13 protein-coding genes and 1 riboswitch are annotated in these 15,548 nt (G+C 72.2%); of the genes, 1 reads left to right on the top strand and 12 read right to left on the bottom strand.

Going from position 1 to position 15,548, the window contains the following annotated elements:
• Positions 1-46: 46 nt before the first annotated feature.
• From ACAX67_RS03440 to ACAX67_RS03390, 11 genes are all read right to left on the bottom strand, one after another.
• Positions 47-730: a class I SAM-dependent methyltransferase gene (locus tag ACAX67_RS03440; RefSeq protein WP_370702411.1), complete on the bottom strand. Its 684-nt coding sequence runs from the start codon at positions 728-730 to the stop codon at positions 47-49.
• 10 nt (positions 731-740) lie between these two features.
• Complete coding sequence (locus tag ACAX67_RS03435; RefSeq protein ID WP_370702410.1) at positions 741-2,717, bottom strand: acyl-CoA dehydrogenase family protein; 1,977 nt, start codon at positions 2,715-2,717, stop codon at positions 741-743.
• Positions 2,718-2,749: 32 nt separating this feature from the next.
• A complete protein-coding gene (locus ACAX67_RS03430) occupies positions 2,750-4,072 on the bottom strand; it encodes a C40 family peptidase (protein WP_370702409.1) in 1,323 nt (440 codons plus the stop codon).
• Positions 4,073-4,390: 318 nt separating this feature from the next.
• Positions 4,391-5,467 (bottom strand): phosphatase PAP2 family protein, encoded by a 1,077-nt coding sequence (locus tag ACAX67_RS03425; protein WP_370702408.1) that lies wholly within the window; start codon positions 5,465-5,467, stop codon positions 4,391-4,393.
• 25 nt (positions 5,468-5,492) lie between these two features.
• On the bottom strand, positions 5,493-6,512 hold the full coding sequence (locus tag ACAX67_RS03420; RefSeq protein ID WP_370702407.1) for an ABC transporter ATP-binding protein: 1,020 nt from the start codon (positions 6,510-6,512) through the stop codon (positions 5,493-5,495).
• On the bottom strand, positions 6,512-8,218 hold the full coding sequence (locus ACAX67_RS03415) for an ABC transporter permease (protein WP_370702406.1): 1,707 nt from the start codon (positions 8,216-8,218) through the stop codon (positions 6,512-6,514). The genes ACAX67_RS03420 and ACAX67_RS03415 overlap by 1 nt, the downstream gene beginning before the upstream one ends.
• On the bottom strand, positions 8,194-9,252 hold the full coding sequence (locus ACAX67_RS03410) for a thiamine ABC transporter substrate-binding protein (protein WP_370702405.1): 1,059 nt from the start codon (positions 9,250-9,252) through the stop codon (positions 8,194-8,196). The genes ACAX67_RS03415 and ACAX67_RS03410 overlap by 25 nt, the downstream gene beginning before the upstream one ends.
• A riboswitch (TPP riboswitch) is annotated at positions 9,246-9,352 on the bottom strand. Its footprint overlaps the gene before it by 7 nt.
• Before the next feature lie 6 nt (positions 9,353-9,358).
• Positions 9,359-10,432: an MBL fold metallo-hydrolase gene (locus ACAX67_RS03405; protein WP_370702404.1), complete on the bottom strand. Its 1,074-nt coding sequence runs from the start codon at positions 10,430-10,432 to the stop codon at positions 9,359-9,361.
• A 9-nt stretch (positions 10,433-10,441) separates the two neighbouring features.
• The gene (locus ACAX67_RS03400) at positions 10,442-11,281 is read right to left on the bottom strand and encodes an SDR family oxidoreductase (RefSeq protein ID WP_370702403.1); all 840 of its coding nucleotides are present in this window, start codon (positions 11,279-11,281) and stop codon (positions 10,442-10,444) included.
• Positions 11,278-12,375 carry an NAD(P)H-dependent amine dehydrogenase family protein gene (locus tag ACAX67_RS03395; protein WP_370702402.1) on the bottom strand — a complete coding sequence of 366 codons (1,098 nt, stop codon included), beginning with the start codon at positions 12,373-12,375 and terminating at the stop codon, positions 11,278-11,280. Before ACAX67_RS03395 ends, ACAX67_RS03400 begins: the two co-directional genes overlap by 4 nt.
• Before the next feature lie 278 nt (positions 12,376-12,653).
• Complete coding sequence (locus tag ACAX67_RS03390) at positions 12,654-13,844, bottom strand: oxidoreductase (RefSeq protein ID WP_370702401.1); 1,191 nt, start codon at positions 13,842-13,844, stop codon at positions 12,654-12,656.
• A 116-nt stretch (positions 13,845-13,960) separates the two neighbouring features.
• Between ACAX67_RS03390 and ACAX67_RS03385 the strand changes: the two genes are divergently transcribed.
• Entirely contained in the window at positions 13,961-14,734 is a 774-nt protein-coding gene (locus ACAX67_RS03385; protein ID WP_370702400.1) for a hypothetical protein, read from the top strand.
• Positions 14,735-14,774: 40 nt separating this feature from the next.
• Here the strand turns inward: ACAX67_RS03385 and ACAX67_RS03380 are convergent, their stop codons facing one another.
• A complete protein-coding gene (locus ACAX67_RS03380; protein WP_370702399.1) occupies positions 14,775-15,548 on the bottom strand; it encodes an enoyl-CoA hydratase/isomerase family protein in 774 nt (257 codons plus the stop codon).

The raw sequence follows: 15,548 nt of genomic DNA, 5'->3' as shown, positions 1-15,548 counted from the left end.
ATTCGCGAATTCACGACCCGCACGTCAGGGGAAACGCGATTTCGGGTCAGGCGCGCTTGACCGCCCGGAAGTAGCCGATCGCTCCGCTCCGGTCGAGTACGACGTCGGCCATCCGTTGCGCCTCGAGCCACTCGACGAGCTGCGCCCCTGTGCATCCCGGGCCGAGCAGGCCGGCGACCCGGCCGACCTGCCGCATCGGTGCGTGGTGCAGCCCGCTGTCGTTGAGCAGCGCGCTGCCGGTGATGACGCCGCCCGGCTTGAGCACGCGGGCCATCTCCACGACCGCCCGGGCGGGGTCGGGGAAGCAGTGCAGGCCGGTGAAGGAGACGACGAGGTCGAAGGAGTCGTCGTCGAAGGGCAGGTCGCCCACGTCGGCGAGCTGCGGGACGACCTGGTCGGCGACCCCGCGCCGGCCGGCAGCACGCAGCGTGCGGTCGAGCATCGACTGCGCGATGTCGGCGGCGACGTACTCCACTCCCTGGGCGGGCTTCAACCCGCGCAGCGCCACGCCACCGCCGCACGGGATGTCGAGGATCCGCGCCCCGGCCGGCTGGCGCCCGATCTCGGCGGCCGCGTCGTAGAGGCGCTGCAGGTCGCTCTGGATGCCGAGCCGCCAGAGCGCGCCACCGACCCGGCGGTGCTCGACCGTCCAGTCGTAGACGTGCGCCCAGAGCGGGTCGTCGTCCCACCCACCGAGTCCTGGTATCCGGCTCAACCGCACCTCGACCACCGACGCCCCCCTACTCCCAGGTCAACAGCTCCTCGGCCCGAAGCATCTCGCGCGGCACGCCGAAGGCGCGCACCAGGTCCCCCGCGACGGGTCGCACCTGGCGGCACAGGGCGTTGACCTCGCGGCTGATCGCCTTGGACCGGGCGCTCGTGAGCCGACCGTGCTCCATGAACCAGCCGCGGTCGGCCTCGATGGACGACAGGGCGTGCAGGTCGCAGAGCAGGTTGAGCACGTCCTTGGCCGGCCCGTCGGGCTGGGCCCGCACCTTGTCGACGAACGCCTCGAGGACCAGGCGCTCGACGTGGGCGCGGGCCGCGGCGATCACGTGGTCCTGGACCCGCGAGAAGACCTCGCCGGGGTTCATCCCCGAGTCGACGCCCCGCTTGAGGCGCCGGGCGACGCCGGCGATCCGGTGCTCCTCCCGGAAGCGGAACATCGCCAGGTGGTAGTCGGGGTCGAGCAGCCCGGCGTCGGCGTCCCATGTGTCGCTGCCGAAGACGTCCTTGATCCGCTCCATGAGCTTGTGGGCGTAGGTGCGCTCGAGCACGGTCTCGACCGCGAGGCCGGCGACGAACCGCACCATGCCGAGCTGGTCGAGGTCGGAGAAGTCGCTCGCGTAGTCGGTGAGGAGCCCCTTCGCGACCAGCTGGAGCAGGACGTGGTTGTCGCCCTCGAACGTCGTGAAGACGTCGGTGTCGGCCTTCAGCGCGGCGAACCGGTTGACGCTGAGGTAGCCCGCGCCGCCGCAGGCCTCGCGGCACTCCTGGATCGTCCGGGTCGCGTGCCACGTCGCCAGCGCCTTGGTGCCGGCAGCGCGCGACTCCAGGAGCCGGCGGGTGGTCTCGTCGTCGGTGTCGCCGGAGAACACGCCGTGCAGCTCGGCGGCGAGCACCTCCTGGGCGAAGTGCAGGCCGTAGGTGCGCGCGAGCGGGATGAAGAGCCGCCGCTGGTGCTGGCCGTAGTCGAGGAGCAGCTGCTCCTCGTCGGGCGCGGTGGCCTCGAACTGCCGCCGGCGCAGGGCGTACTCGACGGCGATCGCCAGGGCCACCTTCGACGCGCTGATGCCGGCCGCCCCGACGCACACCCGTCCCTGCACCAGGGTGCCGAGCATCGTGAAGAACCGGCGGTTCGCGTTCTCGATGTCGCTGTAGTAGTCGCCGTCCTCGGTCACCTTGGCGAACCGGTCGAGCAGGGCGTCGCGCGGCACCCGCACGTCGTCGAAGCTGATCCTCCCGTTGTCGACGCCGTTGAGGCCCATCTTCAGGCCGTCGTCGGTGATGGTGACGCCGGGCAGCACGGCGCCGTCGGCACGGATCGGTACGACGAGCGCGTGCACGCCACGGCTCTCGCCGCCGACGACGAGCTGGGCGAAGACGACGGCCACCTCGGCGTGACACGCGGCGTTGCCGATGTAGTCCTTGGTCGCCGCCGGCGTCGGGGTGTGGACCACGAACTCGTCGGTGTCGGGGTCGTACGTCGCCGTGGTGCCGAGGGCCTGCACGTTGCTGCCGTGCCCGGTCTCCGTCATGGCGAAGCAGCCCATGATCTCGCCCTTGACCAGGCCGGCCAGGTAGGCGTCGTGGTGCCGCTTCGTGCCCAGCTGCAGGATCGCTCCGCCGAAGAGGCCGAACTGCACCCCGACCTTGACCAGCACGGACAGGTCGCCGAAGCCGAGCGTCTCGAAGGCGGCGATCGAGGCGCCGATGTCGCCCCCGCCGCCGTACTCCTCCGGGAAGCCCATGCCGGTCTGCCCGGTCGCCGCGAGGTCGACGACGACCTGCTTGACGCGCTCGCAGAAGTCCTCGCGGCTCATCGTCTCGGCGTCGTCGAGCACCGACCGGTACTCGACGAGCCCTTCGCGCACGGTGGCGCGGATGTCGGCGTACTTGCCGTCGAGCAGGGCGGTGAGGGCCGGCACGTCGACCGTCAGGTCGCCGTAGGGCGACACCTCCTGCTCGACCTCGGGCTGCTGGAGGTCGCTGGCCATAGCCGCACGGTACCCACGCGCGGCCACCCCCGTCAGGGGCGGGCGAAGAAGTTCGGCGCGATCCAGTAGTACATCGAGACCTCTTCGACGTCCCGACCGGTGCGCGGCGCCTGGATGATCATGCCGTTGCCGGCGTAGAGCGCCACGTGGTAGATCGATCCCGGGCTGCTGGAGGAGCCCCAGAACACCAGGTCGCCGGGCTGCAGCTGGCTGGAGGAGATCGGCGTCGACTGCTCGTACTGCGCGACCGAGTAGTGCGGCAGCGACTTTCCGCCGGCGGCCCAGGCGCCCATGGTCAGGCCCGAGCAGTCCCAGGAGTCCGGTCCGGCAGCGGCCCAGACGTAGGGCTCGCCGATCTGCGCGCGGGCGAACGCGATCGCGGCCGAGGCGCCACCGGCGTCGGACGCCGGCGGGGTGGGGTCGGGCGCGTCGGTGCTGGTGTCGGCCGGCTCATCGGTGCTGGTGTCGGCGGGCGCGTCGGGATTCGCGTCGGCGGGGTGGTCCGCCTGGTCGTCCTGCTGCTCCTGGGCGGCCTGGTCGGCGGCAGCCTGGTCGGCGGCAGCCTGGTCCGCGGCAGCCTGGTCGGCGGCCGCCTGCTCGGCGGCGGCCTGCTGGGCCTCGCGGCGCTGCTCCTCCAGGGCGGCCTGCCGCTGCTGGGCGAGGTCGACGCTGATGTGCTCCAGGTGCGCCATGCGCTTCAGCAGCCGGGTCTTCTCGGCGGCGACGCTGTCGGCCGCGGACTGGGCGGCCGCGACGGCGCCCTCCGCGCTGTCCTTGAGGTCGCGTGCGTCGGCGGCGGCGTCACTGGCCTCGGTGGTGGCGTCCTCCGCGGCCCGCTCGGCGTCGTCGGCACGGCCGGCGGCCTTCTCGTACGCCGTCCGCTTCTCCACGAACTCGCGCTGGACGATCTCGGAGGTGGCCTGGCGGTCGAGGAGGTTGGGGAGCCCGTCGGCGTCGAGCATCGCGCTGAACTCGTTGAGGTCGGGGCTGCCCGCGACGAACGTGTCGAGCACGGCGTCGCGGTAGTCGTGCTTCACCACGGCCAGCGCCCGGTCGGCACGGCGGGACCTCCGGGTCGCCACCCGCTCGGCCCGGCGCGCCTGCTGCAGCCGCCACACGGCGCCGTTGTAGGCCTCGGCGGCCTGCTGGGCGGCGATCGAGGCGGCCTCGAGATCGGCGTTCGCCCGGTCGATCTGGGCCTGGATCCCGTCGACGTCGTCGGCGGCGCGCTCGGCGCGGTGCTGGGCGTGGCGCACGTCGCTGCGCGACGGCGGTCGGTCGTTGTCGTCGGCGCTCGCGGGAGCGGTCACGGCCACCACGGCCAACAGGACGATCCCGATCACGGGGCGGCGCACGACGTACTCCTCCGGTCGACGGCAGACGGCTGTCGTCGCACCCGGGGACTTCCTCTTCCCCGGCTGCAACTCGGAGCACGCTAGTGCGCTTTCGTCACAAACGCCACAAAAATCTCATCTTTCTCACCAAGCACCGGCGTGTCGGCTTGCGAACTACATCGTTGTAACTCTCGATCCGTGGCGTGCAGGGTCGTCGAAGGGCCTGTCGAACCGACAGCTCCCGGGGCGTGCACGCACGGGGAGGTGCAGGCGCGCCGACATCCCTCGGTGAACCTGAAGCAGAGCGATGCGGGCTCGCGCCCACCGCGAGCGCGGGGCTCAGTCCTTGTCGCGGGGGACCTTCGACGTGGTGGTCGTGGGGTGCGACGTCATGCCGCGGTCGAACTTCTGTCCGCTCGCGAGGCCGCCGACGTAGAAGGACACGATGGCGATCGCCATGCCGGCGATGTCGTCGGCGATGTAGTGCCAGCCGAAGTAGAGGGTGGCGACGACCGTGAGCGCGAAGTTGATCCACACGACGACCTTCACGACCTTCTGGCGGATCGTGTACTGCACCATCAGCGCGACGAGCAGGGTGATCGCGCAGTGCAGGCTGGCGAACCCGGCGACCGAGTTCACGAGGTCGGACGCGTCGGGGTCGGACAGCAGGCGTTGTCGTGCGATCTGGATCGACTGCTGCAGGCTCGTGGTCGGGGTGTGCGGGAGGTCGTGGTAGAGCGAGCTGTACTGCAGGCCGGGGCCGACGGTGGGGAGCAGGTAGTAGGACAAGGTGCCGAGCGACCAGGCCATGCACTGCGACGTCACGAACCAGTAGCCGTAGGAGATGTTGCGCGACCACACGATCCACGCCGTGATGCCGATCGGCACCATCGGCAGGAAGAACAGGTAGATCGGCGAGAGCAGGTGCGCGGTGAACGAGTGCCCGAGGAGCCCCTGCAGCACCGACGACGGGTCGTGCCCGAAGAAGAGCACCTTGTCCATGATGTGCAGCTCGTGGTCGAAGGAGACCGCCTCGGTCTTCATCGGGTCGGGGTCGGCGTCCCGCACGAACGGCAGGTTGGACTTGAGGTTGCGGTAGCTGACGTAGGTCACGTAGAACGACGCGACGCCGAGCACGACCAGGACCAGGCGTTCCTTGCCCCAGTGGGTGCGCAGCCGCTCGCGGGCCTCGGGCCAGATCGAGCCCGGCCGGCCGCGCGACATCCACATCGTGCGGGGGATCAGGTCGATGCCGAGGGCGAAGATCAGCAGCAGCGGGAGCCGGACGTACGACGGCCCGAGGAAGCTGCCCTCAGGGTCGGCCAGCGGCCGGTCGTACTTGATCGAGACGTACACCGCACACGCGCCCATGACGGCCGCCGTGCCGAGCAACAGGGAGTAGGCACGGCGATACACCCGGGTGAGTTTAAAGGCACGCCTGTCACGGCAGCACAGCGAGGCGGGCCGCGTCGACCCGCAACGTCACCGCGTCACCGGGCGCAGGCAGCCACCCGGGTGCTCCCACGGCATCCACCTCGCCCACGCCTTCGACGTCGACGACCAGGCGGACCTCGTCCGGCGTCGCGCGTACGGCGACCACGCTCGCCGCGAGCCCGCCCGGCTCTCCCTCAGCGGTCCCCGGCGACGTCGAGGCCCGGCGCGCGGCCAGTGCGGAGCGTCGTACGGCAACGGCGGGTGCGGCCGGACGCCCGGCGGCGGCGAGCACCGCGGCGGCGGCGTCACCCGTGAGCACCCGCGCGTAGCCGAGGAACAGCGCGGTCGCCGGATCGGCGGGGTGCGCCCAGACCTCCGCGGTCGTGCCCTGCTGGACCACGGCGCCCTCGCGCATCACCGCCAGCCGGTCGGCCACGGCGAACGCCTCCTCCTGGTCGTGGGTCACCAGGAGCGCGGTGGTGGCCGACTCGCGCAGGATCCGGCGCAGGTCGGCCGCGAGCCGGACCCGGAGCTCGGCGTCGAGGGCGGAGAGCGGCTCGTCGAGCAGCAGCAGCCGCGGCTCGGCGGCGAGCGAGCGGGCGAGGGCGACCCGCTGGCGCTCGCCGCCCGACAGGGTGCGCGGCAGCCGGTCGCCATAGCCCCCGAGGCCGACGAGGTCGAGCAGATCGGCCACCCGCCGCCGTACGGCCGTGCGTCCTGCGCCGCGCAGCCGCAGCGGGTAGCCCACGTTGCGCGCGACGGTGAGGTGGTCGAAGAGCTGACCGTCCTGGAACATCAGGGCGAAGCCGCGCTTGTGCGTCGGCGTGCCGGCGAGGTCCGCGCCGTCCCACCGGACCGTGCCGGACCGCAGGGGCTCCAGGCCGGCCACCGCCCTGAGGAGCGAGGACTTGCCGCTGCCCGACGGACCGAGCACAGCGAGCACGTGCCCGTCGTCGAGGTCGAGGTCGACCCCGTCGACGGCCACCTGGCGGCCGAACGCCACCGTGACGCCCTCCAGCGACAGCATCAGAGCACCCCCACTCCCGGCACCCGGAGCCGCTCGACGACCAGGATCACCAGTGCAGTCGTCGTCGCGAGCACGACCGACGCGGCCATCGCGGTGCCGTAATTGAGCTCACCTGGGCTGCCGATGAGCCGGTAGATCACGACCGGCAGGGTCGGCGCCTGCGCGCGTACGACGAACGACGTCGCGCCGAACTCCCCGAGGGAGACCGCGAAGGCGAAGCCCGCCGCGGCGAGCAGAGGGCGCCACAGCACCGGCACCTCGACCGTCAGCAGCGAGCGCACCGGCCCCGCGCCGAGCGACGCGGCGGCCTGCCGCTGCCGGTCGTCGATCCCGTGCAGGACGGGCACCAGCACCCGCACGACGAGCGGGAGAGCAACCAGAGCCTGGGCGATGGGCACGAGCAGCGGGCTGGAGCGGAGGTCGAGCGGAGGGTCGTCGAGGGTGATGAGGAAGCCGAAGCCGAGGGTCACGGCGGACACCCCGAGCGGCAGCATGAAGAGACCGTCGAAGACCCCGCGCACGGAGGCCTCCGCCCGGCTGTGGGCGCGCCGCGTCACGACGACGGACACGAGCACGCCGAGCAGCAGCGACATCCACGTGGCGTCGACCGCGATCCGCAGCGAGTTGCCGAGCGCGTCGGTGATGGGGACCCGCAGCAGCCCGCCGCCGATGCCCCCGCCGCCCGCGTCCTCCCCCGTGCCCTGCAGCGCACGGTAGAACTCCAGCGTCCACCGCCCGTCGCGCCGCAGCGAGCCGGTGACGAGGGTCGCGATCGGAGTGGCGATCGCGAGCAGGACCAGCCCGGTCGCCAGCAGGGCGGGCAGGTCGCGCCTCGTCGGCCGCGCAGCCGTCGCACGGGTGCGTCGTACGGTCGGGTCGGGCACGGCCCGCAGCCGTGCCGCGACCGCGAGGAGCGCGACGACGGCCGCGATCTGGAGAAGCGAGAGGGCCGCGGCGGCCTGGTACTCCACCGAACCCGTGATCGCGCCGGTCGTCAGGAGGTAGATCTCCGTCTCGACAGAGGAGTAGCGGGTGCCGCCGAGCATGAGGACCACGCCGAAGCCGGTCGCGCAGAAGAGGAAGACGACCACTGCGGACGACACGATGGCCGGACGCAGAGCCGGGAGGGTCACCGTGCGCAGCACCTGGCCCGGAGAGGCTCCGAGGGCGGCAGCAGCCTCGGCCGGGCGGCGGTCCAGGGCCTCCCACGCAGCGCCGACCGTGCGGATCACGACGGCGACGTTGAAGAACACCAGGCCCATCAGGATCGCGACCGGCGTGCCGTCGAGCCCGAGGGAGCCGAGCGGTCCGGACTCACCGACCAGCTGGCGGATCGCGATGCCGACGACCACCGTCGGGAGCACGAAGGGCACGAGGAGCGCCGCCCGCACCACGCCGCGCAACGGGATCCTCAGACGGTGCAGGACGTAGGCGGCAGGCAGGCCCATCACGACCGAGACGACCGTCGACACCGCGCTCGTCCACAGCGTGAACCAGATGACCTTGCGCGTGCGCTCCTCGCCCAGCACGTCCAGCACGCCGAGGTCGAGCGAGCCCTCCGGCCACAGCCCGCGCTGCAGCATCCCGGAGACGGGCAGCAGGAAGAACACCGCCAGCACCGCGGTCGGCACCGCGGCCAGCGCGAGGAGCCCGAGGACGCGCCTCATCGCCGGGCGACCGGTCATCCCGAGGTCAGGTCCGTCCACTGCGTCAGCCACTCGCGGCGGTGGTCGGCGATGTCGGCGGGCGAGACCTCGATGGGCGTGGTCGGCGAGGTCGCGAACGACGCCCAGTCCTTGGGGAGGGGCGTGCCCTCCGCGACCGGGAAGACGTACATGCTCGTCGGCAGCGCCGCCTGCACGTCCGGGCTCAGCAGCCAGTCGACGACCTTCTCGGCACCGGTGGGGTTGGCGGCACCGTCGAGCACGCCGGCGTACTCCACCTGGCGGAAGCAGGTGTCGAGCAGCGCGGACGTCGAGGACCTGCCGTCCTTCACGGTGTAGGCCGGGGAGGTGTCGTAGGAGACGACGATCGGCCGGTCGCCGCCGGACTGGCTGAAGTCGACGTAGTAGGCGTCCTCCCAGCCCTTGTCGATCTTCAGGCCGTTGTCGAGCAGGTCCTGCCAGTAGCGGGTCCACCCGTCGCCGTACTCACCGATCGTGGCGAGCAGGAAGGCCAGCCCGGTGGAGCTGGTCGTCGCGCCCTCGGTGACCGTGAGGTCGGCGTAGGTCGGGTCGGTGAGGTCGTCCAGCCCGGTCGGCGGCGCGATGCCGTGGTCGTCGAACCAGACGTCGTCGATGTTGACGCACACGCTGGCGTTGTCGATCGGCGTCAGCACGCCGTCGTCGTCGCCGGGGAGGCGGTACTGCTCGGCGCCGGCCGGCAGGGGTGCGTCGTACGGCGCGAAGACGCCCTCGGACAGGGCGGCCCCGGCGAACGTGTTGTCCACCCCGAAGGCGACGTCGCCGATCGGGTCGCCCTGGGTCACGGTCAGCTTGCTGGTCAGCTCGCCGCCGTCGCCGGCCGCGCTGTGGGTGAGCCGGCAGCCCGACTCCTTCTCGAAGGCGGAGACCAGCCGCTTCGGCAGGTCGAAGGAGTCGTGCGTGACGAGCACGACCTCTCCGCACGCCCCGGAGGCGTGGTCGCCGGAGTCGTCGCCCTCGGTCGAGAGCGAGCAGCTGCTGCCCAGGAGGGCCAGGGCCGCCAGCGCTGCGGGCAGGACGGCAGGACGGGTGCGCATCGGTGCGGACTCCCTTCGCCGGTGCTAACCGGATCAGGTTCGGAGGGTCTGCGGGTCACCCGCACTCTCAGCACCACCTGGTGCTCCCCTGTCTTTCGCACCCAGGCTAGACCAGCGTGTAGACGATCCCGTCGTCGGTGGTCGTCTCGGTCGCCTCGCCGCGGACGACCAGCAGGTCGAGGTGCGCCTTCGTCTCCATCGCGGCCATCCCCTTGTTGAAGAGGTCGAGCTCGTCGTAGGAGCGCTCGTGGCGGGTCCAGCCGAGGTCGCCGGCGACGACGGTCGCGGTCGAGGCGCCGCGCGAGCGCAACGAGTCGGCGCACTGCACGAGCCGGTGCTCGTGGTGGGCGAGCAGCTCGTCGACGCGGGTGTGCGACGACGGTGCCACCGGTCCGTGGGCGGGGAGGATCCGCAGGTCGGGCAGGGCGCGGACCCGCGCCAGCGACGCCATGAAGTGCCCGAGCGGGTCTGGCTCCGGCGGGATCGTGAAGCCGATCGACGGAGTGATCGTCGGCAGCACGTGGTCACCCGCGAAGAGCAGCCCGTCGGCCCGGTCGGCGTAGACGTAGTGGCCCGGCGTGTGACCCGGGGTGTGCACGGCATCGAGCGACCGCGTGCCGATGTCGAACGTCGTGTCGCCCTCGATCCAGATGTCCGGGTAGGCCCAGTCGACGGGGTCGGGCAGGTCCTCGGTGCGCCGGCCGAGGTCCCAGGCGTCCGCCACCGACCCGGCGCCGGCCGACCGCAGCACGGCGGAGAACGGGTTGCCGCCCTCGAGGTCGCCCCGCCCGGCCGCGTGCAGGAGGTCGAGACCGGGCTTCTCGGGGAGTCCGAGGGCGACGTCGGCGCCGTACTCGTGGCCGAGGACGGTCGCCAGCGTGTAGTGGTCGCGGTGGATGTGGGTCACCAGGAACCGTCGGATGTCACCGAAGCCGGACCCGATCGACCGCAGGCACTTGTCGAGCAGCTCGCGCGCCACCGGGATGGCCCACCCGCCGTCGATCAGGGTGAGGCCGTCGTCGGACGCGACGACGTACACGTTGATCGCCTTGAGGCCGTCCATCGGCAGGGGCAGCGGGATCCGGTGGATCCCCGGCGCCACCTCCCACGCGCCCTCCTGGGCCCAGTGCTCGCCCGAGTCGGGCGAGATGGCCGCGCCGGTGCTGACTCCTGAGGTCATCTGGGCACCCTACTGAGGTGCGTCAGCGGCGCTCGGGGCGAGGTCGGGCAGGTTGAGGTCGAGGTTGGGTGCCTGGATGCCGCCGTCGACCTCGAGCATCTTGCCGGTGACGTACTTGCCGGCGCGCGAGGACAGGTAGACGACCGCGGCCGCGATGTCCTCGGCCTCGCCGATGCTGCCGAGCGGTGTGGTCTCCTCCATCTGCTGCTTGATCTCCGGCACCCCGGCGACGAACTCCAGGGCGCTCGTCATGACCGAGCCGACGTAGATGCCGTTGACGCGGATCCGCGGGGCGAGGTCGGAGGCGGCCAGCTTCGACCAGTGCGCGAGCGCGGCCTTGGCGGTGCCGTAGGCGAGGTAGCCGCGGCCGGTCAGCCGGCCCATCGCGGAGCTGATGCTCACGACCGACTTCTGGCGCTGCTCCTCGGGCTCGCCGGCGGAGGCCAGCATCAGCGGGACGGCGGCGCGGGTGAGGGCGTGCGCCGTGGCGACGTTGAAGTGGAACGCCTCCTCCAGGTAGGCGACGTCGGTGTCGAGGAAGGCGTTGGGGATGGTCCCGCCGACGTTGTTGACGACGACGTCGAGCCGGCCGAGCTCGTCGTACGCCGCCTGCGCCAGGCCGGCCACCGCCTCGGTGTGCGCGAGGTTCGCCGGTACGACGACGGCCCGCCGCCCGGCCGCGCGGATCCGCTCGGCGACCTGCTCCAGCTGGTCGGCGGTGCGTGAGGAGATGACGACGTCGGCGCCCGCCTCGGCGAGGGCGATGGCGGTCGCGGCGCCGATGCCGCGACCGGCGCCGGTCACGACGGCCACGTGGTCGGTGAGGGTGAAGCGGTCGAGGATGCTCATCGAGCCACCAGGCCCCGGCCGGTGACGAGCGGGAGGTCCAGCGCGGTGATCAGCCCCGGCTTCGCGGCGACGACGGCCGGCACCGCGTTGACCAGTCGCTGGGCGGTGACGATCATCCCGGAGACGTTGTGGTCGCCGTGCTCACCGTGGTGGCTGAACTCCAGCTTCATCTGGGGCTCGCCCGTGATCTCGACGCGGTAGCAGCCGTCGCCCTCCAACGGGGTCGGCCAGTCGGGCTCGGCGGACGCGTCGGTGCGCGTGACGTGCTCCAGCGTGATGCGCGGGACGCCGTCGACCGTGCCGATCACTCGGAAGCGCACCGAGCCCATCGTGCCCTCCTCGACGTCGACCGAGTAGGTCTTGACCGTGCGCGGCGCAGGCCGGCGCTCGACCTCCTCGACGAGCGGCTCGTCGAGCGTGACGTCGAGCCCGGCCGCGATCAGCCGGACGACCGGGCCCCAGGCGGTGCTGAGGATGCCGGGCTCCCAGAGCATCGGCCGGGTGTCCATCGGCTGTCCGAAGCCGAAGATGTCACGCATCACGACCGGCTGGTAGTAGGTGGAGTAGTCGGCGATCTCGCTGACCTTCACGTGGTCGATGCGCTGGCTGAGGCTGGACAGCACCAGCGGCATCACGTCGTTGGCGAAGCCCGGGTCGATCCCGTTGACGTGCAGGCTGGCGTCGCCCTGACGGCCGGCCTCGTCGATGCCGTCGATCATCTCCGGCGGCAGGGTCCCGTCGCGGGCCAGGAGGATGACCGGCCCGCTCGACACGACGTTGACGCCGTCGCGGATGAGGCCGGTCAGGTCGTCGATCGACTCGAAGACCCGGTCGTCGGTCATCGCCGCGTGGATGACGCAGTCCGGGCGGAGCGCGACGAGCTCGTCGCGGTCGGTCGTCGCGGCGACGCCCAGCTCCCGCCCGAGCTCGGCCAGCTCGCCGGCGTCCACCCCGCTCTTGGCCTCCGTCGACGTCCACACACCGACGAGCTCGAGGTCGGGATGGGCGTCGACACCGGCGATCGCGTGGCGGCCGATGGTGCCGGTGGACCAGACGACGACGCGGAGCGGCTTCTGCGGGATGGCTTGCGACATGCGCTCACACTAGAACATGTTCTAGTTTCTGGGGAAGGTTCGGGCGGACCCGGGGGGTGGGGGTAACTCAGTGTTCGGTCCGCTCCCGGCGCGTTCGAACCGCTCCCTCGGTGCTGTGACCGGTCGCAGCACCGAGGGAGCGGACGCACCTCCGAGGGAGCGAACGCAACACTGAGTTACCCCCGGCGCGGGCCGCTCCTCACGCGGGCCGCTCCCGGCGCGGGCCGCCGTGAGCGCGGGGGCACGGGGTGCGCGGGATGGGCGGGGCGCGCGGGCTCTCAGGCGGTCGGGATGACCTCGGCCGGCGCCCACTCGACGCAACGGGTGCCGGAGTAGATGGTCGGCATGCACCGGTTGCAGTGGATGCAGATGCCTTCGCGGGCGGTGCCCGCCTGCAGCCGGTCGACCAGGTCGGGCTCGCGGAGCACCGCACGGCCCATGGCGACGAAGTCGAAGCCGTCGGCCATCGCCTGCTCCATCGTGTCGAGCCGGTTGATGCCGCCGAGCAGCATCAGCGGCATCGACAGCTCCTGCCGGAAGCGGAGCGCCTTCTCCTTGAAGTAGGCCTCCTCGAACTCGTAGCGCTTCAGGAAGCTCCTGCCCATCGGCGTCCTCATGCCGAAGCGCACGATCGCCGGCATCGCGGCGGCGAACTCGGCGACCGGCGTCTCGCCGCGGAAGAGGTACATCGGGTTCATCAGCGACGAGCCGCCCGACAGCTGCAGCGCGTCGAGGTGCCCGTCGGCCTCCAGCAGCTGCGCGAACGCCACGCCCTCGTCGGTCGTGACGCCGCCGCGGAAGCCGTCGGAGACGGAGACCTTGGCGGTCACGGCGACAGCGTCGCCGACCTCGTCGCGTACGGCGCGCGCCACCTGCCGCGCGAGCCGGGCCCGTCGCTCGAGGGGCCCGCCCCAGCGGTCCTTGCGGCGGTTGAGGCCCGGCGCGAGGAAGGAGGAGAGGAGGTAGCTGTGCGCCATGTGCAGCTCGAGGACGTCGAAGCCTGCCTGCACGAGGACGCGCGCGGCATCGACGTACGCCCTCGTGACGCGCGACAGGTCCTGCTCGGTCGCAGCCCTGATCATCTGCATCGAGAGCGGGCTCGGCATCCGGCTGGCCGCGATCGCGTGCACGCCGTTGGACCGGCCGTTGGCGACGGGACCAGCGTGCCCGACCTGGGCGGCGATCCCGGCGCCCTCCTGGTGCACGGCGTCGGTCAGCCGCTGCAGCCCGGCGAGCGTCCCGGGCCCGACCACGATCTGCTCGGCGTGCGTGCGTCCCTCCGGGGCGACCGCGAGGTAGGCGACGGTGGTCAGCCCGATCCCGCCGCGCGCCGGCGCGAGGTGGTAGTCGATGAGGGCGTCGGTGACCTGGCCCTCGGGCGCGCGCCCCTCGAAGGTCGCAGCCTTCACCGTCCGGTTGCGCAGCCGCACCGGGCCGAGGCTGACAGGGTCGAAGACCGACGTGCTCATCCCGAAACTGTAACGTGTTCTACTCTGCGCGGTCAGGCGTCCACCTGGCGACGCGGTCGCGCGACCGGGCGCGTGGTTTCATTCAGTCGACATTCGCCGCTCCCACGGAGGTTCCCGTGCGCCGTACCACCCGATTCCGCTCCCTCGCACCCGTCGCCGTGCTGGCCGTCGTGGCGTTCTCCGCCACCGCTTGCAACGGCGACAGCGACAAGGACGCCGACGCGCCGGAGACCGTGATCGTCAACCAGGACGGCGAGACCATCGGCGGCGACCCGAGCACCGTCGCCCCGCTGACCGCCGACCAGATCAGCCAGGCCGTGCTCCAGGACGCCAACATGGGCCAGGGCTGGACGTCGGCTCCGTCGACCGAGGACGACACGACCGCGCCGGGCTGCCTCGCCGACGTCGAGACGTTGACCGACGGGCTCGAGGAGAGCGACAAGGCCGGCACGGAGTTCAGCTACGGCGACATCCTCACCGTCGAGAGCACGGTGTCGGCCTACCCCGACGCCACGGCACTCGGCGCGGTCTTCGACCAGGTGCAGACCGCCGTCGCCGCCTGCACGTCCGTCACGGGCCCCGACGGCAGCGGCAACGACTGGGACCTCACCCTGACCTCCACCGACGACGCCGGCTACGAGGGCGTGGACGACCAGTACAGCACCTCGGGCAGCGGCACGCTGACCACCTCCGACGGCACCGAGGTCGACATCTACCTCGAGCAGACCGCCGTCCGGATCGGGCCCAACGTCGCCTCGATCAGCACCTTCGACATCAAGCCGCGCACGACCGAGCACGACGTGTGGGCCCAGATCGGTGTCGACCGGTTCGTCGCGGTGGCCAACGGAGAGGAGCCGGCGGCCACGACGGCGCCGGCGCCGACCGACTGATCAGCCCCGGCCGGCGCTGGTCGGCCGCTGGTCAGCCCGGTCAGCTGAAGCGCGGCGCGCGCTTCTCCAGGAAGGCGGCGATGCCCTCCTGGCCGTTGGGAGTGCCGGCCAGCGCGCTGATCGACTGCGCCTCCTTGCGCAGCGCGGTCTCCGTCGCGGGCTCGGCGGCGTCGCGGAGGAGGTGCTTCGCCGCGGCGAACGCCTGCGGCGAGCCCGCCAGCAACGTCGCCACCACCTCGTCGGTGGCGGCGGCGAGCTGGTCGGCCGGCACCACGCGGGCCACCAGGCCGGCGTCGGCCGCCTCCTGCGCGGTGAGCAGGTCGCCCAGCAGCGCGAGGCGCAGCGAGCGGTGCAGGCCCAGGGTGTGGACCAGCTGGCTGCCGCCGCAGTCGGGGCTGAGCCCGACCCGCGCATAGGCGAGGCTGAACTTCGCCGTCTCGGCCGCCAGCACGATGTCCCCGGCCGCGGCGAGCGGGAAGCCGCCGCCCGCGGCCGTGCCCTGCACCACCGTCACGACGACCGCGTCGCCGCGCACCAGCTCGGTGATCACCCGGTGCACCGACTCCGCGAGGTCGAGCAGCAGCGCACTCGGGTCGGCCGCACCGGCGAAGGCGCCGAGGTCGCCGCCGACCGAGAAGAACCGGCCGTCGGCCGCGAGCACGATCACCCGCGCACCGTCGGCCTTCGCCCGGAGTACGGCGTCGTGCAGCTGCGCGGTCGCCACCGGCTCGATCGGGTTGCCCCGGTCGGCGGCGGCCAGGGTGATGCGGGCTGCGCCGTCGGCGAAGGCGTAGTCGACGTACTGCTCGGTCAT

Origin of the sequence: Nocardioides candidus, assembly GCF_041321175.1 — a bacterium.
Lineage (GTDB): Bacteria > Actinomycetota > Actinomycetes > Propionibacteriales > Nocardioidaceae > Nocardioides.
The sequence above is the reverse complement of the archived record's forward strand: the minus strand, read 5'-3'. Positions and strand labels throughout refer to the sequence as shown.